Raw genomic sequence first — 24,813 nt, 5'->3', positions numbered from 1 at the left:
ATATTCAAATAACAAAAGCACAATCTCTCATGCCATCTATCCACGTGGAAGTGCTTCGATAATAATAAATGCCTGTGCCCAAGGAAAATCATCTGTTATACTAAGATGAATAACTGCATCATGATGAGGAGGTAATAACTTTTGAAGTTGTATTTGCGCACGATTTGTTAATTGCATTATTGGTTTACCAGACGGCAAATTAACTACCCCCATGTCTTTCCAATTGATACCACAAGCGATTCCCGTTCCTAAGGCTTTAGCACATGCTTCTTTAGCAGCAAATCTTTTTGCATAAGAAGAGGAGCTTTTTTTGAGATTTTCAGATCTATTTCTTTCAATATCCGTAAAAATACGTTCAATAAAACGCTCACCATAACGAACCAACATTTTCTCAATACGTCGTATATCAACCAGATCATTTCCAAGACCAATAATCATAAGATATTACCCGATCTTTCTTAAATTTATTTCTGTTTTAATACAGGCGATGAGCGCTTCTTTAAACGCCTTTTTTTTATAATCTTTTGATATCGCTTTTGTTTAAAACGAACCGTTGCTCTGTAAACACCTATATAAGATAAACCACCAAAAACAATACCTAAAAGAGTTCCCCCTAAAATCATAGGACTCATAATTGTGTCCCATGCGCCTTTAAAGAGGAGAGAGAGATTTGACAATGTCAAACCATTAAATAGAGCACGAATTTGCGAAAGAGAAATCTCTTTGACATCGCTAAAAAGTGATAAACAAAAATACCCTACTTTATAATCAGCCATGACAATCAATAAAAATGTGAGTGGATTAGAAAAAATTGTCCCAATGATTGCGGCAGCAAAGTTTGCACGCAAAAGCCAAGAAAAAAATATTGCCAAAATAATATGCAGCCCAAAGAAAGGGGAACAAGCTAAAAAAACGCCAACAGCAACCCCTAATGCTACTTCATGCGGTGTTGCTGATATACGCAAAATACGTTTATGTATGTAGCAAAATGAGCGAGAAAATGAACGACGTGGCCATAACCAAAGTCGAATACGCGTTACAAAATCTATTGGTTCTCGACGACGAAAAAGCATATGACTCTCAATATACATCTTTTGATGATGAAATAATCTATATCATCCAAATTAATCTTTTTAAGCTTTTGCACAAAAAAAATAGAACGACAATTAAATATTTCGACTGCCTGGTTTAATCGCGGGAAGAACAGAAAGCTCTGCAGGAAGTGCATCACTAGCATAAGAGGTTATCTCGTATTCAGCAAGCGCAATCAATGGAACTCCAACATTGACCTTACCACCAGAACGATCAAGGATACATGCACTAGCCAATACCTCTGCTCCTGCTGCAACAAGCGCTTCAACAGTCTCACGAATGGAAAGACCCGTTGTTACAATATCTTCAACAATAACAACCCGTGCACCCTTCTTGATTTCAAAACGACGCAATTCAAAGATGCCATTTACACGCTCTACCCAAAGAGAAGGAACACCAAGGTGACGTGAAGTTTCATAGGAAGGAATAAGACCGCCAATTGCGGGACCAACAACATAGTCAATTTTTCCCTCGATAGATTTTTTGATTTTTTCAGCCAATCCACGACATAACTTTTCCGTCAAGTCAGCATGCATGAATACTTTCGCTTTTTGCATATAAGTCGCACTATGGCGCCCCGATGTTAAAATAAAATGCCCTTCTAGAATAGCATCTGCTTGTTTAAAAATATCAATGACATCTTGTGTCTTCATTGCAAAATCTTTCTTTTTATCCATGAACCCGCCGTACTGTACTTACTGAACCTGCCTTTTTTAACTGAGAAAAAATACGATTCAAATGTTTTAAATCCCACACTTCCAAATCAATCATAATTTCTGTAAAATCTGGTGCTGTACGGATAAAAGATAAATTTTGGATATTGGCATCGTTAGCAGAAATTATTTGTGTAATTTCAGCCAGAGAACCAGGACTATTTACAACTAAAATATTCATCCGTGCAGGAAAACGTTCATTCATTTGGGCATCAATATCCCAGCGGACATCAATCCATCGTTCTGGCTGATCATCATATGCCATCAAAGCTGAAGACTGTATTGGATAAATAACAATCCCAGCTCCTGGCTGCATAATACCAACAATCCGATCTCCAGGTACTGCTCCTTCCGGTGAAAAACGTACGGGTATATCTCCACGGGTTCCTCTAATAGGCAAGGCTTTAGATTGATGATTCTCGACCATTGCATTCTTTTCATTTTCTGGAACTTTAAAAATCATACCTTGAGCATTTTCAATATTAAACCAACCTTCTTCCCCAGGCTTAAAAGATGACTTTTGTACCACACGGTGATCTTGATAATCAGGATAAACCGCTTTAATCACATCAGCGGAAAACAGCTCTCCACGCCCAACAGCAGCCAATACATCCTCTACATCTTTACGTGCTAAACGTGGCAAAACTTTCTTCAAAAGGTCTTTTGAAAATTGCTTTCCCATATATTCAAATGAACGCTCGAGAATACGATATCCTAAACCCGAATATTGTTTACGTACCGCTGCACGACTTGCTCGTCGAATAGCTGAACGTGCTTTACCCGTGACAACAAGAAATTCCCATGCTGCTGGCGGAATTTGAGCGTGTGAGCGAATAATATCAACCTCATCACCATTTTTTAATTTGGTCATTAAAGGCATAATACGACCATTGATTTTTACACCAACACAAGAATCACCGATGTCTGTATGGACGGCATAAGCAAAATCAATAGGCGTAGCTCCTTTAGGAAAAGCAATTAATCGACCTTTCGGCGTAAAACAAAAAACTTGGTCTTGAAAAAGCTCAAGTTTTGTATGTTCTAAAAACTCTTCTGGATTATCTCCATCAGACAAAGATTGTATCGTTTGACGCAACCATGCATAGGCATTCGTTTCACTTGATAACTTCACAGTCGAATAATTGGAACCGTGCTCTTTATATATGGAATGAGCAGCAACCCCATATTCAGCAACTTCATCCATAGCAGCCGTTCTAATTTGCAACTCAACACGTTGTCTTGAAGGACCAACAATTGTTGTATGAATAGAACGATAATCATTTTGCTTTGGTATAGAGATATAATCTTTAAAACGACCAGGAACCATTGGCCATGTCGTATGAATGACACCAAGAGCACGATAACAATCATTCACGGACTCAACAATCACACGAAATCCAAAAATATCCGATAATTGTTCAAAAGATAATGCTTTACTTTCCATTTTGCGAAAAACTGAATAAGATTTTTTCTGACGGCTTTTAACATCTGCTTTAATGCCATGCTCGAAAAAAAGTTTTGTCAATTCATTTTCAATTGTGGAAAGCAAATCACGGTTGTGTTTCAATAATTCAGAAAGTCGATTGGTAATCGTACGATAACCTTCTGGATTTAAATAAAAGAAAGAGAGATCCTCTAATTCCTCACGCATATCCTGCATACCCATACGACCTGCAAGTGGCGCATAGATATCCATCGTCTCCTCAGCAATTCGCCGACGTTTATCATCACGCATAACACCAAGGGTACGCATATTATGAAGACGATCAGCAAGTTTGACTAAAAGAACACGAACATCATCAGAAATAGCAATAAGAAGTTTACGAAGATTTTCTGCTTGTACGGCTTTCTTTGATACAAGATCAAGCTTATTAAGCTTTGTAAGCCCTTCAACCAACTTCCCAATTTCAGAACCAAAAAGCTGATCAATTTCTGCTCGTGTAGCGCTTGTATCTTCAATTGTATCATGCAAAAGAGCAACAGCAATCGTTGCCTCGTCCAACCGCATATCTGTCAAAATAGCAGCAACTTCTAAAGGATGAGAAAAATAAAGATCACCTGACGCACGCTTTTGATGTGCATGCTTTTTCATTGCATAATCATAGGCCCTGTTTAAAAGAGCCTCATCTACGTCAGACTTGTAACGTTGAACACGTCCAACAAGCTCACACTGACGCATCATACGAGCATATCCTTTATCTTTTCACACCTCTAATCTTTATTGAACATGTCCTATCAATAAAAGACAAGAAAAATAATTGCTCCTTACATGACAAGGTATCTTTACTCCTGTAACATAAATTGCTGCAATTAATAATCGTCACTTTTTTCTGGAACAACCAAACCTTCAATACCCGCTAAAAGCTCTTCTTCTGACATATGATCAAATGAAGTACCTTCTTCTTGCGACGACGTATTAAAAACACTTTCAGCTTCACCTGAATGGGTAATAAATTCACTTGCCATTTCTGGCTCATCTACTTCCACATGCTTTTGCAACGAATGAATAAGGTCTTCCTTTAAATCAGCAGGCGACAATGTTTCTTCTGCTATTTCACGCAAAGCAACAACTGGATTTTTATCATTATCACGATCAACCGTAATCTGCGCTCCTTGTGAAATCTGACGCGCCCGATGACCTGCTAAAAGTACCAATTCAAAGCGGTTGTCAACTTTATCAATACAATCTTCTACCGTTACGCGGGCCATTTATGCCTCTTTCTCAAATAAAAAAATTTAATAGCGGATAGAGGAGTATATACAATAATCAAAATAAAACACAAGAAAAACAACACAAACTTTTATATTTTTTGATTAAAGAACTTATTTAAAAAAAATCTTGGAAAATTTATAAAAATGTATAACCTATTCATGCTTGTTATCAAAATTTCTTTTAAAAGCATTCCAATAGATTGACTTCAAACAAAGGGAGGTCTTTCTTGACAAAATACTTGTCTGGAGTCCTTATCCTTTTAAAAGGAATACCTGCTGTTTAAACCCTTTGCAATAACAGCAGCCTTATACATACTTTTTATGATAATATCTTTATCTAAAGAGAAAACTTTTTTCTTTGAACATCATGTGTATCGCACTCTTATTCATCGAATGAATTACTGAAAGATGATCTCTCTTTACACAATAATGAGCAATAAGTTTATATTAAACTTTCTTCTAAAAAAGTTTATTTATATTCATTATAGATTGTTTATCAAAACATAACCCGTCATATACGCTATATAAAGACTCAAAAAAATAGAAAAACGATTGATGCCTAACACCATGAATAGCCAATTAACATCACTTTGCCCAGAACCACCCCAAAATTGCAATTTATGTCCTAGGCTTCATCAATTTATCGCTGGCTGGCGTGTAAAAGAACCAAGTTGGTATAACGCACCGGTGCGCCCATTCTTTCCTTATAAAGGGCCAGATACAACACGCCTTCTTATTGTTGGGCTTGCTCCTGGATTACGCGGAGCAAATCGAACTGGACGTCCATTTACTGGTGATTATGCTGGGCACTTACTTTATTCAACTTTAAAAAAGTTTGGTTTTGCCCAAGGAACCTTTGAAGAAAGAGCAGACGATACTCTTGAACTTATTGATGCAGCAATTGTTAACTCTGTTCGTTGTGTTCCACCAGAAAATAAACCCACCGGTGCAGAAATTAACACGTGCCGCTATTTCTTCTCACCTCTTTTAACAAATCTTCCCAAACTTAAAGCCGTTATTACCTTAGGCACCATTGCGCACCATTCAACGATACGTGCCCTTAATGCAAAAGTTTTATCTCACCCTTTTGGACACGGTGAAATCAATAACATCGGCAGATTACGCATCTTTTCGAGCTATCACTGTTCTCGTTATAATACAAATACTGGGCGCTTGACAGACGCCATGTTTCACCAAATCTTTCAAGCAGCAAAAACATACTTAGATCAATGCTAAAACTGTTTTAAAAAGTGCTATAAATAAAGAATATCGAAATTGCATCCATCATCCATATCTTTTTAAAAGTCTTGCTTTTTCACGTCCCCAATCACGTTTTTTTTCCGTTTCGCGCTTATCATGAAGCTTTTTCCCCCGCGCTAGAGCGATCTCCAACTTAACGCGCCCTCGTTCATTAAAATAAAGTTTGAGAGGAACAAGTGTCATTCCTTCACGAGACGTTGCATTAAAAAAACGTGCCATCTCACGTTTTGAAAGTAATAATTTGCGCAAACGTCGTGGTTCATGATTAAAACGATTAGCCTGCGTATATTCAGGAATATAGCTGTTTACTAACCATAATTCCCCATTCTCAAAACTCGCATAGCTTTCAGCAATATTGGCATGATTAGAACGTAAGGACTTCACTTCCGCTCCCTGAAGGACAAGACCAGCCTCGAGATTATTAAGGATTTCAAAATTAAAACGTGCTTTACGATTGTCAGCAATTATTTTCCGTACGGGCGCGTTCTTTTTTTTATTCATGGCTTTGTCAATATCATTTTATGCTTTTAAAAGACCAGCATGACTGAGGGCTGCATCAATAATCTTCTTTGTTCTTTCTGTTAATGGAACAATAGGAGAACGCACAGTATCACCACAAAATCCTAATTTTGCAGCAGCATATTTAATACCTGCTGGACTAGGTTCAATAAACACAGCACGATTAAGAGGCATCAAGCGATCATTTAATTCTCGTGCTGTTTTATAATCACCACGAAAACAAGCGGCTTGAAGTTCAGCACAAAGCTTTGGAGCAACATTAGAAGAAACTGAAATACACCCCATACCTCCATGTGCATTAAAACCTAACGCCGTACAATCATCACCGGAAAGCTGCACAAAATCTTTTCCACACTTTTCACCTTGTTCACTAACGCGCTCAATTCTGCTCGTTGCATCCTTAACACCAATGATATTGTTAAAATCTTGATAAAGGTCTTTCATCGTTTCTACAGCCATATCGATAATAGAACGACCAGGAATATTATAAATTATAATCGGAATAGAAACAGCTTTGGCAATGGAAGAAAAATGCTTGTATAAACCAGATTGATTTGGTCTATTATAATAGGGAGTGACAACCAAAACTGCATCTGCACCAGCTTTTTGCGCGTATTGTGCAAGCTCTACAGCCTCGCTTGTGCTATTTGATCCCGCTCCAGCAACAACAGGAACACGCTTTGCAACCTGCTCAACACACAATTCTATAATCCGCTTATGTTCTTCATGACTTAACGTTGCTGATTCACCTGTTGTCCCAACAGGGCTTACTCCGTTAATCCCTTGTGTGATCTGCCATTCAACAAAATCACAAAACGCCTTCTCATCAATCGCGCCCTTGTTATCAAACGGTGTGATAAGCGCAGTTATAGCTCCCTTGAGCATGATAAACTCCCTATAATGTTTGCTTTTATTTTTTTATAATCGCCTTTTATAAATTTTAAATAGAACATAATCTTGCTCTATCATTGAAGCAAGATGAATTTCAAAAAAAGCCCCCATAAGATGAAAATGTCCCTCCTTAAATGTTGAACATTTCTTTAAAATAAGCCGTCTATATTAACGCGTTTTTCATGCTTGTGTTCTATAAATCCTTAAGTTTTTACAAAAAGCAAGGTCTCAAGGTCTTTTCTCTATGCGTGTATTATCCACCTCTCTTTTCGTATCAACCTTTACTACACTTATACTGGCAATAAGAATTTTATTTTCAAGTGCATACGCGCAAACACCCCTTTTGCAAGGGAAAGTACCAATCCCTTTGGTTCGCCCTACTCCCTTTACCGCAAAAGAAGCTCAAGAATCTCTTCAACAGATACACACTACATCACACAATACTGCTACACTTCAGCAACTGAAAACTGGGCTAGATGCACTAGCAAACAACAATATTGCAAAAACAATAAATCTTCGTAATTCAATGGAAAAACATAGCCTTGATCGTCATATTTTGACATGGGCGCTGGGGGTGTCAAACCAAGCTAATATACCCAGTTCTGAAATATTTAATGCAATCAACATGCTAAAAGGATGGCCCGGTATAGAAACGATGCAACGCAATGCTGAACGTGCTTTTCTTAACGAAACCAACGTCACACGCGCAATCATCCAAAAATTTTCTCATCACCCGCCCCAAACAGCACAAGGGATGGCTCTCTTCGCTAAAGCACTTATCGCAACGGGACAAACCACTCGTGCTCAACACGTTATTGCGCCATGGTGGCATAAAACACAGCTTAATGCAAAAGAAGAAGTATTTGTTCTTAAAAATGCAAACGCTGCATTAAAACCTATTGATCATTTGAGACGCATGCAGTTTATGCTCTATGCACATCGTTTTGATTCAGCAGCACGCGTTGCAAAATTAGCCCATGCTCAATCTCTTTTTAATGCTTTTGTGGCCGTTGAAAAAAATGATCCTAGAGCTACACAAAAATTAAAAGCTGTAGAGAGATCATGGCAAAAAGATCCTCTTTTTCAGTTTGCTCGAATACGCCATCTTCGACGAACAGAGCAATATGATGCAGCAGCAGCACTCATGATGAAAACATCAAAAGATGCATTCCGCCTTATGAACCCTCATTCATTGTGGAAAGAACAACGCGCCCTTTCTCGTGAAATGCTCGATTTAAACAAACCAAAAATTGCTTATCAACTTGTTGCAATGCACACTGGTATAACATCTGCATTAGCCGTCGATGCTGAGTTTCATGCAGGGTGGTATGCACTACGGTTTCTTCATAACCCTAAATTGGCAATGCAGCATTTTTCACGTATTCCTCAACTCTCTTCTTTACCTTTTTATGCATCACGTGGATATTACTGGATGGGACGAACAGCAGAAACGCTAGAAGAACATCAAAATGCCCAGCAATACTTTCATCGCGCAGCTCATTTTGGTGCAACTTACTATGGTCAATTAGCCGCTGCACGACTCAACCAAAAAAAGCTTAAAGTTTTCTTTCCCAAACCAACAACCGCTGAGCGACAACATTTTAGTGCACGAAAAGCGATCAAAGCAATTCAACGTCTTGAAGCAGCCGGCTATGCTGATTTTGCTAAAATTTTTTATAGAGAGCTCGGAAAAAAAATAGAAAGCCCCGGTGAATTAGCTCTTCTGGCTGTTATGGCAGAAAAAAATGGAGACTATTATACCAGCCTCAAAATTGGAAAAATGGCTGTTTTTCAGGGGAAAAATGTCGGTGCACTCTCTCATCCTCTGGGAGCTATACCAGCTTCTGCTAATATTTCTGTAGAAGAAAAATCGCTTATCTATGCCATTGCACGCCAAGAAAGCGAATTTAATCCAACAGCCATATCAAAAGCAGGTGCACAAGGTATACTCCAATTGCTTCCTACAACAGCAAAAGCACTGGCAAAAAAATACTCAATCGCATGGTCTCCTAAAAAATTTAGCAGTGATGCTCATTATAATGCAACATTAGGTGCTCATTTTCTCAATGAACAATTAGAACGTTTTAATGGATCCTATATACTAACTCTTATTGGCTATAATGCGGGTCCCCGTCGAGTCAATGAATGGATAAAACGTTATGGCGATCCTCGAGGTCAATCTCTCGATAACGTCATTGATTGGATTGAACGTATTCCTTATACAGAAACACGTAATTACGTGATGCGTGTCATGGAAAATTATGGTGTCTACAAAGCAAGACTCACTGGGAAAATAGATATAACAACCGACTTGCTTTCTGGTCGACGGAAATAATATGCCTTAACTTCCCAAATAGCATTTGAAATGCGTTCACAAGAAGTGTTTTTATTCCTTTTTAAATAGTACCCTACCCACTTTCTTAGGACGTATAAGAAAGTAATTTTAATTGATTCAGTATTAATAAATTCGAAATGATGAATTATCATTATAAATCAACAGGTAGTACAAATAATTCATTTCTTCTCAACATAGACGACAATATCATAGAGATTACAAATATAAGAGAAGAGTGAAACAAATAGCTCATCCTTTTACTGTTGCTTATTAGTCAATATTCAAATCTTGTGAAACAGCATCTTTTAAGACTATTTTTCCTGCTTATAACATTTCTATACCAAATAAGAGCACGTTATTATATATATATATATATCGTTTGGATTATCTCTGATAACAGAAAGACAGACTCATTGAGTTAGAAAGCCTTAAAGACAAACAATTCTCTTCTGCCCCTTCCCTTTCATTCGGTTCTACGACTTTGAAATATGTCAATATCTTTTAATAATGAAGATGAAACTTTGCTTTTTGTTTTTCTCATTTTTACATATAAGCTTTACATATAAGCTCACATCCTTCACACAAAACAGAGTATCCCCAAATAGTATGTTTTTCTTATTTATATTATTGTTTTATTTTAATGTTTCTAAGTCCATTTCACAACGGTGTATCTGAAAAGTACTTACGAAAATCCTCTCACGAATGGTATAAAAATCGATTAGACCTTTAATTAATAAAAGCTATAGCTCTATCATCCCTTAACTCCCAATGTTGCAAAAGCCCTTTCATTTAGAGCACTCATAAGAAGTATATTCACTGCTTTTTAGAAGTTTTTTATCCATGCTCCTCCTCAACTTGTATCATAAGTAAGCGGATGGTTTTGATTGATTCAACATCAAAAAAATTCGAATAAATTATATTTGAACTTTCATTAAAATTATAAACAATCATTATAAATCAATATATTATAAGAAAGCGCCCCGCATAAAAAATCAGCTAAATATTAGGGATACTCTAATTGTTTTATTCACTTTTGATGGTGGTGGTGGTGGAAAAGAACCAACGCGTCGAAGGGCTGCCATCGCTAATCGATCAAGTTCCGGGTCACCAGCAGAGACTACTACACGACTAGAAAAAATACTCCCCTGCTCATGCACCATAAATTCTAACTTCACCGTTCCTTTTGTACGATTGGTGCGCTGTCCCACAATATAATTTTTTTGCCTTTCTAATTGTGACTGTACCTTTGCTAACCACTCCATTAACAACATATCTTCAAGCCCTGCTGTACCGCCGCCCTTGTTGATGGAAGAAGAACGTACCGCCTTTGCATTGGAGCGCTTTACTACAGCCTTTGGCATCGGTATTGTTTTTTTGATAAACGCTTTATGCTCTACTTTTTGAGGTAGGGGTTCTTCTAAAGGCTTTAAGTCATCTTGTTCTACTATATGCTGAGGTTCTTCCGATTGAACTTCATCCACGGATTCCAATCCTTCTGACTCCTGCTCTAGGAGATCAGACTGTAATACTTCTTGCTCTGTATTAATATCCGACTCTCTATGAATATCTGGCAAGTCTGTATCAACATCCGGATATACAGTTTCTTGCATAAAAGTCAGCATAATCTCCGACGAGAGCAAACCATTACTTATACCAGTACTTTGAAAATAAAACTGTGCTGCCAATAATACATGCAAAAAGAAAGCCCCAATAAATGCACCAATCCAAAGAGTTAATAATTGTTTCGTATTTGCAAAAATCATCGTTTCTTCTGCCACTATTTTAAGCTTAATATTGGTGTTCAATCTCATTAAAACAGGCTATTTTGAAATTGCAACTTTTTTCTTGACTGATTTTGTCATGTTTAATATGGTCTTCTAATGATTTTGTGACGTTGTCAAAATCATTCCTACTTGGCTGGCAAGTTTTAATCAGTGAGTCCAGCCTTTTTGTATTAAAAAATTTCAAAACAGAGAGGGGATGTTTAAAAGGGTTATGATGTGTTATGCAAATAAGACGAAAAAATATCTATAAAAGCTGTGTAATTTTAAGTGCATTATCGGTCTGTATACCTTCATTTGTTTTTGCACAAAATAAAGATGGAAGTGCTGTCACTGAACTCAAACCAATCCTTATTAAAGGAAAAAAAATAGAAGATGCTTCAAATTCAATAACCATTCTGACTGATCGTAAGACCAACAAGAATATTGATGAAAGACAAATAACTGATGTTTATGATGTGAGTCGTCTTAATCCTTCCGTATCCTATAACTCAGAAAATAACAGTTTCGTTATTCGGGGTTTAGATGCAAACCGTGTTCTTACGACAATGGATGGTATTTCTCTTCCATGGTTTAATGATATATTCCGTGGTGGAGGTGGAAACACAACTTTTGATTTCAATGCTCTTTCTACGTTTGATACTATTCAAGGATCAGATTCTAGTCTTTATGGTTCTGGCGCCTTAGGGGGAATCATTGCGTTGCGTACCCTTGATCCTGAAGACCTGATCGTGGAAGAAAAGAATTGGGGAAGCCTTATAAAAGGTGGTTATAATTCTGTTGATAACAGCTGGCGCATCGATCAAGCTTTTGCTGTGCGTAATTACCGGACATTTTTACTTTTTCAAGGATCTTATGTAGAAGGTCATGAGCGCAAAAATATGGGAACAGTAGAAGGGTATGAGGAACGCACGCGCAAAAACCCTTCTCACTTTGATAAAAATAACTTGCTTTTTAAAATTCATCAATATTTGAGTGATAATCACCGCCTTGGTTTTACCGCAGAGCGTTTTGGTCATAATAGTAACACACATGAATTAAATTCGTCTAAAAGATACGCTCCAGGTTCCGTTTATGAGCAGGATAATAAACTTCGTGAGCGCTTTTCTCTTTCTTATAATTATAATGGTAATGGTGATGCAGTTCTTGATGCGTTTAATGGGCAGCTTTATTGGCAAAGGCAATCAAGTCGTTACGTTATGACAGGCGTTCGTGTTTCAGCTCCCAAAGGGGATTATTTGAGAGATAATTTCTTGCGTAATATCAATTATGGTTTCAATGCTGATGCCCTTAAAAAAGTGGATTTTGGCACTATAAACCATACGTTAAAGTTTGTAATGAATGTTTCGTCATCTAAATTTCATCACTATTTGTTAGGTAAAGACAATTGTCATATAAAAGAATACGCTCGGGGATGTCTTTTTGTTCCTGCTAATCGATCAGATTCACCAGACACAAATGGTTACAATTTAGGTTTTGTTTTTGAAGATGAAATTGGGTTGGTTGATGATCGTTTTCGTATAACACCGGGAATCCGGTATGATTGGTACAAATATGTTCCTCAGAAAACACCTTCTTATGAGAAAGCACTGATTTCTGATAAATTCCCTCCAGAAAGAAATGGTTCACGCTTTTCTCCTAAATTACGCGTGGAGTGGGATGTTCGTAATCAAGTAACGCTCTATGCTCAGTGGGCACAGGCTTTTCGTGCACCACGTATTTCAGAACTTTACGTCTCTTATATCAAACCTTCTGCTTATTACGTGAAAGGGAATCCTGATCTTCAACCAGAAACAAGCAATGGGTATGATGTTGGTCTACGGTATGGAAATGTAAATTTCGGTGGTTCCTTCAATGCCTTTTTCAATAAATATAAGAATTTCATAGATACTGAGGATAGAGGGCCATCAGAGGAATTTAGATTTGCGCGTCGGCATTACATGAATCGTTTTCACGTGCAAATTTTTGGTGTTGAGACAAAAGCCCATTTAGTTCTTAAAAATGGTTTTCATAGCAATGTTGCTCTTGCTTATTCACAAGGAAAAGATCTTGATAAAAAGGAGTATCTTAACTCAATTCCTCCTTTGAAAGCAGTTATCGGATTAGGATATGCAAAAGAGGTTTGGGGAAGCGATATTATCCTTACTTTGGCAGCTAAACGTGACAAAGTAGCCGGAGAATCTGATTACCAAAAAATTCCAGGATATCATGTCGTTGATATGACAGGGTGGTGGAAACCATTCGGTGAAACGGGACCTATTCTAAGAGCCGGTGTTTATAATCTTTTCAATACAAAATATTGGAATGTATCTGAACTTCCTTCAGGTAAAAGTTCAACACCAAAAGATTATTATAGCCAGCCAGGTCGTAACTTTAAGGTGTCGTTTGTACAAAAGTTTTAGTCACTTCTGTTAATTATTCGGTCAATAAAATCGTATTGATAAAAGGATTAATTATTGTGTTTCTATTTTCAACATCTTTAAAATTACAAAGATTTGGTAGAAAAGTTTTAATTCTTTCTGTTTTATCGTTTTTTGATTGCTCAGCTGTTGGCGATAGAGTGTTATTTTGTGATAGATTGAACTCTTAAAAGAATTTAATTTATTGCCTTGGAATTGTAAAATTTGAAAGTTAGTTTTTGAGTTAAGTAACATAAGGTAAATTCATGGCACATACAGCTGAAATGATTCTTCGTTTGCGTGAAGAAAAAAAAGAAATGCGAAACCGCGATTTTGCGGTTTCGATTGGTATATCTGAAGCGGAGCTTATTGCGGCTTATTGTACCATTGGAAAAGCAAAAAGGCTACAAACTGATGTTGCTACTCTCTTGGAAAATGCACCTCGACTTGGAACCGTCATGGTCTTAACTCGCAATGAATATGCTGTTCACGAAATAACGGGACGCTTTGAAAAAATTGTTCAAAACGAACATATTCCTATCACACTTGGTGAAATTGATTTGCGTATTTTTACAAAACAATGGAAGTTCGGTTTTGAATATGATGTCGTTATTCTTGGAAAACCTACAAAAAGTCTGCAATTCTTTGATCAACATGGCGTTGCTATTTTAAAGGTCTATTCTAAAGATATGACAAATATGGAAGAGTGGAATAAACTTGTTGAAAAGCTCCTTCTTGAAGATCAGTCTCCTGTTCTTAACATTCTTCCCGTTTCTCTCCCAGCCCAATGTGACATAACAGAATTGGATATTGAGAGTTTTCGGGATCGTTGGCGGAAAATGACAGATGTACACCAACTTCACAAAATTATTTCCGAATTTAAAATTAATCGACATCATGCTGTAAAATATGTTGGTAATGAATTTGCCGATGAATTACAGGTAAATGCTGTTGAAATAATGCTTAACCAAGTCGCACAACAAGAACTGCCAATCATGTGTTTTGTTGGGAATAAAGGGTGTATTCAAATTTTTAGTGGGACTGTAAAAAATATTAAGCAAATGGGACCTTGGCTTAATGTTCTTGATCCAAGATTTGACCTTCATTTACTCACGTCCGGGATTGCTAGAGTATGGCATGTTCGCAAACCTACCCGTGATGGTTATGTCAGTTCACTTGAAGTTTTCGATAAAGATGATGAGATGGTTATTCAATTTTTTGGCGTACGCAAGGAGGGTCAAAAAGAACGTGAAGATTGGCGTTCTTTATTGAATAGTTTGCCATCATGCCAAGAAAACAGCAGTACCTAAGATAAGATAAGGTTAGACATGTTCATATCTCTTTTACATAGGTTATCAAACCTTTTTCTTACGTGTTTACTGCTCTCTCTTACTTGTTTTTCTAAACAAGTAATTGCTGAACCTGCAACGCGTTTTCCTGAAAATGCTCGAATTGTTTCTATCGGCGGAGCACTTACAGAAATTGTCTATGCATTGGGAGCCCAAGATCAACTTGTCGCCCGTGATAGTACAAGCGTCTACCCACAAGAAGCGCTCAAGCTTCCTGTGCTTGGATATATGCGTGCTCTTTCACCTGAGGGGGTTTTATCACTTGCTCCAGAGGGTATATTGCTTGTTGAAGGAAGTGGTCCCGCTTCAACAATTGATATTCTCAAAAAAACATCAATACCTCTGGTGATCATACCAGAAGACTACTCCCGTGAAAATGTGATAGAAAAGATTCGCCTCGTTGGTCAAGCCATTCATCGGGAAGTGCAAGCCGCGGCGTTAATTGAGAAATTGAAGCGTAATTTTTTAGACAACGATGCGCTTTTGGCGAAAGTAACAACACCAAAGCGTGTCCTTTTTGTTTTCTCTGTGCAAAATGGACGCGTCATGGCATCTGGAACAGGTACTGCAGCTGATAGTATGATCAAACTTTCAGGTGCTATCAATGCTATCACCGATTATAAAGGATATAAACTTCTCAATGGCGAAGCATTATTGAAATCAGATCCTGATGTTATTTTGCTTGTAAAACATGGTGCAAGATCAACCAGCATTGATAAGATTTTAGCCATACCGGCAATTCAAGCAACAACTGCAGCGAAAAATCATGCCATAAAACAGATGGATGCTATGTATTTTTTGGGATTTGGTCCACGTACTGCAGACGCATCAAGAGAGCTTATTGAGATACTTTATGGTGCACATCAAAACGGTAAGAGCTGATAAAAATGGTAGACGGTACATCCAAGATGCATTTACCTAAAGAAAAAGAAGGTAAAAAAATAAACCGTTCAAAGCAGGGGAAGATTTTATTATTAAGCTTAATAATATTCCTTATTTTCAGTATTTTTGGTGGGCTCTTGAATGGTGCAGCAAAGGTTTCTTTCGTTGATCTCCTCCATGTGATACTTACACAAGATTTTTCGGTAAGTAGTAAAACGCGTGATTACCTCGTGCTCATCGACATAAGGCTTCCCCGTGTTATCTTGGGATTATTGATTGGAGCAGCCTTAGCTGTCTCCGGTGTTCTTATGCAAGGGCTTTTTCGTAATCCTCTTGCAGATCCCGGAATTGTAGGTGTATCAGCAGGTGCTGGACTTGGAGCAGTCTTAGCAATTGTTGTCGGCATTGCTTTTCCTGTTTCTTTTGCACCTTTTCTAGAGCCTTATAAAGTTATCATAGGTGCTTTTTTTGGTGGACTTTTATCAACGATTATTCTCTACATAATAGCAACGCATAACAGCTTTACCTCTATTGCAACCATGCTGCTTGCTGGTATTGCTCTTGGTGCATTAAGCAGTGCAGTTGTCGGAACATTGATTTTTGTCGCAAATGACCAACAACTGCGTGATATCACTTTTTGGAGTCTGGGCTCTCTTGCGGGCGCTACATGGTTGAAAGTATGGCTTGTTCTCCCTTTTATCGTTATTGGTCTTCTTTTCTCTCCCTTTTTATCACGAGCACTTAATGCCCTTGCTCTTGGAGAAGCTGTTGCTGGCCATATTGGTTTCCATATTCAACGCGTCAAAAATATTGCTATTCCCCTTGTTGCTCTTATGTGCGGTAGTGCTGTTGCTGTCAGTGGTGGTATTGGTTTTATTGGTATTATTGTTCCTCATATTTTACGTCAACTCATAGGTCCTGATCATCGCTATCTCATTCCTTGCTCTGCTCTCTTGGGAGCAGCATTACTTATTTTTGCTGATATGTTTGCACGCTTAATTGTTGCCCCCGCAGAATTGCCGATTGGGATTGTAACAGCGCTTTTTGGTGCACCTTTCTTTCTATGGATCCTTATATGCAAACGAGGAACAGACTTTTCATGATTGAAGCGACAAATATTTGTGTTCAGCGCGGAAAGAAGCAGATTCTTAAACACATTAATCTTCAAGCTAAAAGTGGTGCTTTTACCATTATTATTGGTCCTAATGGATCAGGAAAAAGTACTTTTATCAAAGCTCTGAGTGGTGAAATTCCTTATAGTGGAAAAATAACCTTAAATGGTTATAATGTATGCCAAACAAAAACTCATGTAATGGCAAAAATGCGGGCTGTACTACCACAATCAACAACGCTCGTATTTCCATTCTTAGTCCATGAAGTTGTAGGGCTTGGCCTTTCTGTAAACCAATTTAGCATTGCCAAAGCCGAATTGCAAAATCTTATCCAGAAAGCTTTAGAGTGCGTTGACCTTTCTGATTATGGCAACCTGTATTATCACCAATTATCAGGTGGAGAACAAGCTAGAGTACAACTTGCCCGTGTACTTTGCCAAGTCTGGAAACCTGTTCATAATGGGATTCCTCGCTGGATGATATTAGATGAACCTATTGCTAGCCTCGATATTCAACATCAAATCATCGTTATGGATATTGCTAAACAATTTGCTCATTCTGGTGGCGGCGTTCTTGCTGTTCTTCATGACCTCAATCTCGCGGCACATTATGCAGATAACATGATCTTGCTCAAGGAAGGTGAGATTTATTGCGAAGGAAATGCAACTAATGTGTTGACAACACAAAATCTCCGCGATGTTTATCATTGTTCTTTAAACGTTTCTGAATTACCTAAAGAAGATATCCCTTTTATACTCCCTCAAACGACATCCCCCTATGAAATTAGATCTCTAGGCTATCGGCTTCAATCTAAAAACTAAAGTCCATAGCAAAATAAAACACGCAAATATTCAAGAATCTTTTTTATTTTTATATGAACTCCTTTTTGTCATCTATCATTAAAAAAGAAGACCAAGCACCCTAAAGATATTTTTGGAAAAAACTACCAGTTTAAAATCTTTCAAGATTTTACGTAACTAAAAACATGTGAAGTTTTGTTTTGCTATCAAACTGTTAGATAATACGAATTTATACAACATAAATATGCGTTTTCCTACTCTTTACTATCACTTTTATCTTTATAAAAATGATTCAAGAAATGCGTACAAATGCCTTTGTTATAATAACGGATGTATTATTATATCTTCTAAGGACCATATAGAAATCAAGTACCTTTCTCCCCTGCATAAAAGATTTATTTGTAGCTTTAATGGTAATGTTTTCTTTATAATACATATACTTTAGCTTATTTGTATAAATAAATATTGATTTACAATGATATTTTTACTTTTCTCTCTCTATTAAAAAATTGTTTATTGGCATATCACAAAGAATTAACCTATTGAATAAAAACTTTAAAATAAACTCAATAACGCTTTTTGTAAGCCCCCTAATGCAAAAACAATGCGGAATATAGGGATGAGGAGAGAGTATAGAAATAGCGTTTGTCTTCTGCTTCATAAGCATAATGATGATTCCACTCAAAGGGGAACTATCATTTACAGATAAAGCCTCCTACCATGGCAATGCAAAGAAATGAAATCGACAACAAGGTGAGAAATATATTTATAAGATGAATTAACTCATACAGGGGTATGCTATTTTTGCACAAAAAACGCTAAAAATATTGTACTTTTTTATGCCTCAGGTTGAATAATTTTATTACCTTCCCCTATCAAAACACCTTATGAAAAAATATATCTCCAGATCTCTTCACGGCACAGTTTAAATGATTTTTAAACATTTTCCCTATGTTATCATATAATTATAAAATAAATTATATCCTTAACTCTTTCTTTCAATCATTTTAAATTTGTTTTTTGACGCTCTCAAGTATTCTATTAACAATATAGATTTCCTTTTCATATGTATAGAAAATAACGCGGAATTGCTCCGCGTTAACAAAATTATCAAGGTGTATAGATTATTATTACTTAAACATACTCATGATTTTATAGCATAGACAACGGTTGTATTAACAGGGCGCGTTTCTGCCTCACCCGTATGGGAAAGAGTTACCTTGTGTGTATGTGCACCAGCAGAAGCTGTTCTCCCTTTCAGGGTTGCATTATAAGTATAATGATTCGGGAGTCTCCCAATATCACCAACGGGCCATCCTACCCCTTGATACTCAAAATTATGCGCATGCTCGCCTGCGTTTTCAATACTCCCAATATGCGTATGTGATTTTATGCTATCTTGTTGTTCATCTGCAAACTTTCTACCACCATCTAAACCCCGACCATTATCAAAGCCGCGTAAAAACATGCCTCTAAAATCAGGAACTTTAAAAGTTTTATTGCTGTCTTTTCCCCATTTATCACCTATTGCCTCGAATAACTGCGGATAATCTTCACGCTTATAGGCCTTACCATCACATAAAAGCCAACCATTTGGCACATTTTGCATAGCAAATGTTGCAATAAATCCAGAGGGGAAACTTTCTATCTTTGGTGGTGTAGGGTTTAATAAATACCAACCCTCATGCTCTTTTATTAAAACACCATTATTGTATACCATTTCATAAATGCCATCTGTTTGAAATTCTCCACCTTCTAATGGTATAACCCCCGTATCAGTGGCTTTATAGATAAGCTTTTCTCCTATATTATTAACAGTTATTGTTGTCACGCCAATATTTACACCACAAGCTTTAAAACGTATGACGATATCATTGTTGTATTTCTTTATAGGCGAAACTGTCTTTAAGGTAATTAATGTTGTTTTATCTTCCAAATTTACTATAAAGCTTGAATTAATAGATCCACCATTATCTGCAAGATATTCGCGCACGCGCTGCATCATCGCCCTTGCACTATCATTAACAGAACTAGGCGGCTGTCCTTCTGCCCAATTAATGATACTATCTGAATAAGCATTTTCATCAGCCTTTAGAGACCAATCATAGATATTAGACATTTTAAATCCCCCATTATTTTCATAGTTTTTCTAACAACTTCTCGTTCTGTGCACTAAAATGTGCTGCCGTTGTTTATTGGTACATCATAACCACTGCACCATCCTTATTTACGCATTTTATCTCTCTTCACTCCTTCCAATTTTATAACCTAAATTCACCAGACGCTTTTCATAACATTAGTATTAATGCTTTCTCTTCTAATGTATAATGTAACCACCTCATCTGATGTTACTTAATATCTTGTTTTGTTGCTTTGCTGTTGTTATATAATTATTTTTTCAATCTTGCATCTTGTTGCAAAATTTATAAATACTTCCAAAATTTTTCTTATTATGGATTTCATATAACCATTACTGAATGTAATAACTTATCATCCACATAGAAAGTTTCTGACTTAAACATTATCTTTTTTTATTTTTTTTCAATAGTTTAAATCTATCTCTTCGATATTTTATACCATATATTTTAAACAAAGAAATTCTATCTTTTGGCTATCATTTGTATTAAAACTTTAAAAATTAGCTTCAAATTTTTTGCATGCTTCATTATGTTTTTATTCACATGCAAATACTTTGTTCTATTTTATTCAATTGATTTCTGAAATTGTGTCACAAGATTAGCACCAATGTTTTTTTGAATAAGCTTTTGTTCAATCTAAATGTATCACAGAGAATATATTCAATATGGACATTTGCTCCACACTTTCATTAAACTGGAAATAAAATACTTTGAAATATTAAATATCACACACCTTCACAAAATTTGAAGGTTGTATTCGATCCGGAAAAAACTAAAAAGCATAACCCAGCCCCTCCCCCAATTTTTATGAACAATATCCTTGTTTATTAAACGCCCCATAACCAACTTTTCCCCTCCCACACTTAGCACATCCTCCTCTATATATTATTATATGTATATTTTTTTTGCAAGAACAATAAATCATTCTAAACAACATCTTGCAATTATTGGTGTTCTTCTTAATTCAAGGCAATATTATTTTTATAATAAAGATTAGGTATTGTTTCTCGCTTTTATTTATCGCATTCTTAATGGGAACATCCCCCTCATGAAGAATAGAATGCCCCAAACAAAATATAATGATATTGCATATTACGCACTTTTTAAGAAATATTGTTCAAAATATACTCCTTTCATTTTACGACAGCGCACGTCAATGATACAATAGCAAGCCATTATAGATCATCAGCTTTAAGCTTTTGAAGATACAAGTGGAATCCATCATACATTTTGTTGGCTCCCACGTTTTGACAGCCTCACTCTTAGAATGTTCATTAAATGACATTTGGCTTCCTTTCTTCAAGTGCTTTGCCCCATACGCTCCCACTTATGACGTGCAAGGAAGTGTTTTTATACGAAAAGATATATGATGAGAGGATCTTATGGTATTCTGAGTTATTATTTTAATATGAAAAAAATCTCAATCAAAGCCATAAACTATCTACTTTTCCCTGATAATCCGTTTTTAACTTTATTCTGGTTTATAAAAGCTTCAATATCATAGTTTATCACTTCATAATATCTATTTTCACTCTTAAAAACACACCAAAATCGTTTAAAATATATTTTTATGATTGACAATATAGATATTTAAGCCAACCATATTCGTATTAACAAAAATACTTCAAGTGGGAGGAGGCATGCAAATATTAGAATAGATATTGTATCAGTTTTTCAAAATAACTTTTCTTGAGCTGTATTGGGTTTTCTTTGCTACAAAGCAATACTATCCCTATTCATCTGAATGCTCGTGATTGATAATTTGAATACATCTCCATTAACATCGTAACTCCATTAACATCGCAACCTATTTTTGAACTCCGTGTCTATAAGGAAAAAGTTTGTGCAGAAAAATACTCCATCAATCAGTTGTAGCCCCTTTCCCGCTTCACGCAAAATTTATCAACAGAGCCTTCTCTTTTCTGATGTGCGCGTACCATTGCGTGAAATTTCACTGGCTGATGGCAGTGGTGAAAAACCTTTAAACGTCTACGATACTTCTGGCCCCTACACAGATAAAGATAGGATCATTGATATTACAAAAGGCCTGCCAGCAATTAGCTTGCCTTGGCTCTCTAAGCGGGATGATACTGAAACTTATCCTGCACGATTAGTTAAACCTGAAGATAATGGATTGACTTCTGATAAAAACCTTACACCAGCCTTTAAGCAAAAACGTTCTATTTTACGAGCAAAAAATGGCAAAGCAATTACACAAATGGCTTACGCACGCGCAGGTATTATTACCGCCGAAATGGAATATGTGGCTATACGAGAAAATGAAGGATTAGCAGTAGAAGAACGGCAGAATGTACCATCAAATGAAACATTTGCTGGATCAATACCAGAAATTTATACTGCGGAATTTGTGCGCAATGAAATTGCTTGTGGACGCGCCATTATTCCACAAAACATTAATCATCCAGAGTGCGAACCCATGATTATTGGGCGTAATTTTCGTGTTAAAATTAATGCTAATATTGGCAATTCAGCAGTAACTTCATCTATGGAAGAAGAAGTTGATAAAATGGTTTGGGCCATTCGCTGGGGAGCAGATACAGTTATGGATCTCTCAACAGGTCGAAATATTCATAATATTCGTGAGTGGATTATTCGAAATTCTCCTGTGCCCATCGGGACTGTTCCTCTGTATCAAGCACTCGAAAAAGTACAGGGTATTGCCGAAAACTTAACATGGGATATTTTCCGTGATACCCTTATTGAGCAAGCAGAGCAAGGTGTTGATTATTTTACCATTCACGCAGGATTAAGATTACCATTTATTCCTATGACCATTGATCGTGTAACAGGTATTGTTTCACGAGGCGGTTCTATTATGGCAAAATGGTGTCTCCATCATCACAAAGAAAGCTTTCTCTATGAACATTTTGATGAAATTTGTGATATTGCACGCACGTATGACATCTCTCTTTCATTGGGGGATGGATTACGCCCTGGCTCTATTGCCGATGCCAATGATGAGGCCCAATTTGCAGAGCTTAAAACTTTGGGAGAATTGACAAAAATTGCTTGGAAAAAAGATGTACAGGTTATGATTGAAGGTCCTGGGCATGTCCCAATGCACAAAATTAAAGAAAATATGGAGCAACAATTAGATCTTTGTCATGAGGCGCCTTTTTATACTTTGGGACCTCTTACAACGGACATTGCTCCTGGTTATGACCATATTACATCAGCAATTGGTGCCGCTATGATTGGATGGTTTGGAACTGCTATGTTGTGTTATGTAACACCTAAAGAACATCTAGGACTGCCCGATAGGAATGACGTAAAAACTGGTGTGATCACTTATAAAATTGCTGCTCATGCCGCTGACCTTGCTAAAGGTTTACCTAGAGCACAATTGCGCGATAATGCTCTTTCGCGTGCACGATTTGATTTTAGATGGCACGATCAATTTAACCTTTCTCTTGATCCAGAAACAGCCTGTGCCTTTCATGATGAGACAATGCCTAAAGAAGCCCATAAATTAGTGCATTTTTGTTCCATGTGTGGACCAAAATTCTGTTCTATGCGTATTTCCCATGATATTCGTGAGGCAGCTGCAATAAGAAAAACAAAAGGGGAAGGTATGATCGCCATGGCCGAAAAATATCAGAAAAATGGTGACCTTTATATGGAAATTGTTCCTCCTCAAAAAAAGAAAGTAAATAGTTGAAGAACATTCTTATCAAAGGTGCAGGTGTAGGCGGCTTAACAGCTGCCTTTATGTTACAGCAAAAAGGTGCTTCTGTTACTGTATCAGCCCCCCCTCATTCACCTATAGGAAGTGCTAGTTGGTATGCAGGAGGAATGCTCGCACCTTACTGTGAAAGGGAAAGTGCAGAACAAATTGTTGAAGATCTTGGTGTACAAGCTATACAATGGTGGCGTAAAACGCTCCCCAACCTTGTCATACAAAAAGGCACTTTAGTGGTTGCACCTACACGAGATAGAGGAGAGCTCGAACGATTTTCTGTACGTACGCATAATCACAAAACCGTAGATAATACAGAAATAGCTCATCTTGAACCAGATCTTGCTGAACGTTTTAACTGTGCACTCTTTTATGAAAATGAAGCCCATATTGATCCTCGCAAAGCACTTATGGCTTTAAAAGAAAAGCTGCTCAACAATGGAGCCTGTTTTGTTGATGTAGAGAAGGCTGAAAAAAAATTTGATATTGTTATTGATGCGACAGGAATAGCACGTTTAGGAAAAGATAAAAATATACGGGGCGTACGCGGTGAAATGCTTCTCGTGCGCTGCACCGATATTAAAATTTCGCGTCCAATTCGTCTTCTTCATCCACGGTTTCCTCTCTACATTGTACCTCGACAAGATAATATTTTTATGATTGGTGCAACGATGATTGAAAGTGACTTTGATGGTGCAATCTCTGTAAGATCAATGATGGAACTGCTCAACGCGGCTTATACTTTACATCCTGCTTTTGCTGAAGCAGAAATTATTGAATCTGGCGTTGGTGTTCGTCCATGTTATCCTAATAACTTCCCTTCTGTGCATAAAGATGGTAACTTTATTTCTATTAATGGATTTTATAGACATGGTTTTCTGTTGTCTCCAGAAATGGCAAAACGAGCAATGGAATTGGCATTGGAATAAAACATGCAAATATTTGTTAATGGTGAAACAGTCCAAACAGAAGTTATGACTCTCGGTCTCTTGCTTGAAGAATTGGGGTATGAAGGAAATTGGCTTGCAACTGCTGTTAACGCTGAAGTTGTTCCCATAGATGCACGAAGCCAATTTGTCTTGCATGAAGGAGATAAAATTGAAATTTTAAGCCCAATGCAAGGAGGCTAAAAT

General features: G+C 37.0%; 19 protein-coding genes. 10 read left to right on the top strand and 9 right to left on the bottom strand.

Annotated features, from left to right (window positions below; translation table 11 throughout):
* Positions 1–36 precede the first annotated feature (36 nt).
* From acpS to rpoZ, 5 genes are all read right to left on the bottom strand, one after another.
* Complete coding sequence (gene acpS / locus ACFIL3_RS00695; RefSeq protein ID WP_375629295.1) at positions 37–438, bottom strand: holo-ACP synthase; 402 nt, start codon at positions 436–438, stop codon at positions 37–39.
* A 26-nt stretch (positions 439–464) separates the two neighbouring features.
* Positions 465–1,073 (bottom strand): DUF2062 domain-containing protein, encoded by a 609-nt coding sequence (locus ACFIL3_RS00690; protein ID WP_375610146.1) that lies wholly within the window; start codon positions 1,071–1,073, stop codon positions 465–467.
* 93 nt (positions 1,074–1,166) lie between these two features.
* The gene (gene pyrE, locus ACFIL3_RS00685) at positions 1,167–1,745 is read right to left on the bottom strand and encodes an orotate phosphoribosyltransferase (RefSeq protein ID WP_375613047.1); all 579 of its coding nucleotides are present in this window, start codon (positions 1,743–1,745) and stop codon (positions 1,167–1,169) included.
* 16 nt (positions 1,746–1,761) lie between these two features.
* Complete coding sequence (locus tag ACFIL3_RS00680) at positions 1,762–3,987, bottom strand: RelA/SpoT family protein (RefSeq protein ID WP_375654947.1); 2,226 nt, start codon at positions 3,985–3,987, stop codon at positions 1,762–1,764.
* Between the two features lie 128 nt (positions 3,988–4,115).
* The gene (rpoZ, locus tag ACFIL3_RS00675) at positions 4,116–4,514 is read right to left on the bottom strand and encodes a DNA-directed RNA polymerase subunit omega (RefSeq protein WP_273791104.1); all 399 of its coding nucleotides are present in this window, start codon (positions 4,512–4,514) and stop codon (positions 4,116–4,118) included.
* Positions 4,515–5,084: 570 nt separating this feature from the next.
* Between rpoZ and ACFIL3_RS00670 the strand changes: the two genes are divergently transcribed.
* Complete coding sequence (locus tag ACFIL3_RS00670; protein ID WP_375630891.1) at positions 5,085–5,753, top strand: uracil-DNA glycosylase; 669 nt, start codon at positions 5,085–5,087, stop codon at positions 5,751–5,753.
* 48 nt (positions 5,754–5,801) lie between these two features.
* On the opposite strand, the gene smpB is transcribed toward ACFIL3_RS00670, so the two are convergent.
* A complete protein-coding gene (gene smpB / locus ACFIL3_RS00665; protein WP_012231306.1) occupies positions 5,802–6,278 on the bottom strand; it encodes an SsrA-binding protein SmpB in 477 nt (158 codons plus the stop codon).
* 18 nt (positions 6,279–6,296) lie between these two features.
* The gene (dapA, locus tag ACFIL3_RS00660; RefSeq protein ID WP_375612952.1) at positions 6,297–7,181 is read right to left on the bottom strand and encodes a 4-hydroxy-tetrahydrodipicolinate synthase; all 885 of its coding nucleotides are present in this window, start codon (positions 7,179–7,181) and stop codon (positions 6,297–6,299) included.
* Between the two features lie 250 nt (positions 7,182–7,431).
* Between dapA and ACFIL3_RS00655 the strand changes: the two genes are divergently transcribed.
* Positions 7,432–9,522 (top strand): lytic transglycosylase domain-containing protein, encoded by a 2,091-nt coding sequence (locus tag ACFIL3_RS00655; protein ID WP_375638089.1) that lies wholly within the window; start codon positions 7,432–7,434, stop codon positions 9,520–9,522.
* Between the two features lie 992 nt (positions 9,523–10,514).
* Here the strand turns inward: ACFIL3_RS00655 and ACFIL3_RS00650 are convergent.
* Positions 10,515–11,285, bottom strand: a complete 771-nt coding sequence (locus tag ACFIL3_RS00650; RefSeq protein WP_375611295.1) for an energy transducer TonB — start codon at positions 11,283–11,285, stop codon at positions 10,515–10,517.
* Between the two features lie 242 nt (positions 11,286–11,527).
* On the opposite strand from ACFIL3_RS00650, the gene ACFIL3_RS00645 reads away from it, so the two are divergent.
* The 5 genes from ACFIL3_RS00645 to ACFIL3_RS00625 all read left to right on the top strand — a co-directional run bounded on the left by ACFIL3_RS00645 (position 11,528) and on the right by ACFIL3_RS00625 (position 17,866).
* Entirely contained in the window at positions 11,528–13,705 is a 2,178-nt protein-coding gene (locus ACFIL3_RS00645) for a TonB-dependent hemoglobin/transferrin/lactoferrin family receptor (protein ID WP_375611208.1), read from the top strand.
* A gap of 263 nt (positions 13,706–13,968) precedes the next feature.
* On the top strand, positions 13,969–15,012 hold the full coding sequence (locus tag ACFIL3_RS00640) for a hemin-degrading factor (protein ID WP_375681756.1): 1,044 nt from the start codon (positions 13,969–13,971) through the stop codon (positions 15,010–15,012).
* Positions 15,013–15,030: 18 nt separating this feature from the next.
* Positions 15,031–15,933 carry a hemin ABC transporter substrate-binding protein gene (locus ACFIL3_RS00635; RefSeq protein ID WP_375612957.1) on the top strand — a complete coding sequence of 301 codons (903 nt, stop codon included), beginning with the start codon at positions 15,031–15,033 and terminating at the stop codon, positions 15,931–15,933.
* Positions 15,934–15,938: 5 nt separating this feature from the next.
* A complete protein-coding gene (locus ACFIL3_RS00630) occupies positions 15,939–17,036 on the top strand; it encodes a FecCD family ABC transporter permease (protein ID WP_375638085.1) in 1,098 nt (365 codons plus the stop codon).
* The gene (locus tag ACFIL3_RS00625) at positions 17,033–17,866 is read left to right on the top strand and encodes a heme ABC transporter ATP-binding protein (RefSeq protein ID WP_375681755.1); all 834 of its coding nucleotides are present in this window, start codon (positions 17,033–17,035) and stop codon (positions 17,864–17,866) included. The genes ACFIL3_RS00630 and ACFIL3_RS00625 overlap by 4 nt, the downstream gene beginning before the upstream one ends.
* A gap of 1,123 nt (positions 17,867–18,989) precedes the next feature.
* On the opposite strand, the gene ACFIL3_RS00620 is transcribed toward ACFIL3_RS00625, so the two are convergent.
* Positions 18,990–19,964 carry a tail fiber protein gene (locus ACFIL3_RS00620; RefSeq protein WP_375611203.1) on the bottom strand — a complete coding sequence of 325 codons (975 nt, stop codon included), beginning with the start codon at positions 19,962–19,964 and terminating at the stop codon, positions 18,990–18,992.
* A gap of 1,862 nt (positions 19,965–21,826) precedes the next feature.
* On the opposite strand from ACFIL3_RS00620, the gene thiC reads away from it, so the two are divergent.
* Genes thiC through thiS form a run of 3 tightly spaced genes read left to right on the top strand, consistent with a single transcriptional unit; the run spans position 21,827 to position 24,810 of the window.
* Positions 21,827–23,662: a phosphomethylpyrimidine synthase ThiC gene (gene thiC, locus ACFIL3_RS00615; protein ID WP_375681754.1), complete on the top strand. Its 1,836-nt coding sequence runs from the start codon at positions 21,827–21,829 to the stop codon at positions 23,660–23,662.
* A complete protein-coding gene (locus tag ACFIL3_RS00610; RefSeq protein ID WP_375611201.1) occupies positions 23,659–24,609 on the top strand; it encodes an FAD-dependent oxidoreductase in 951 nt (316 codons plus the stop codon). The genes thiC and ACFIL3_RS00610 overlap by 4 nt, the downstream gene beginning before the upstream one ends.
* Before the next feature lie 3 nt (positions 24,610–24,612).
* A complete protein-coding gene (gene thiS, locus ACFIL3_RS00605; protein ID WP_273791115.1) occupies positions 24,613–24,810 on the top strand; it encodes a sulfur carrier protein ThiS in 198 nt (65 codons plus the stop codon).
* Positions 24,811–24,813: the final 3 nt, after the last annotated feature.

Source organism: Bartonella sp. CE47NXGY, assembly GCF_042195415.1.
Taxonomy (GTDB): Bacteria; Pseudomonadota; Alphaproteobacteria; order Rhizobiales; family Rhizobiaceae; genus Bartonella.
Note: the sequence above shows the minus strand (reverse complement) of the source record. Positions and strands in the feature narration are given on the sequence as shown.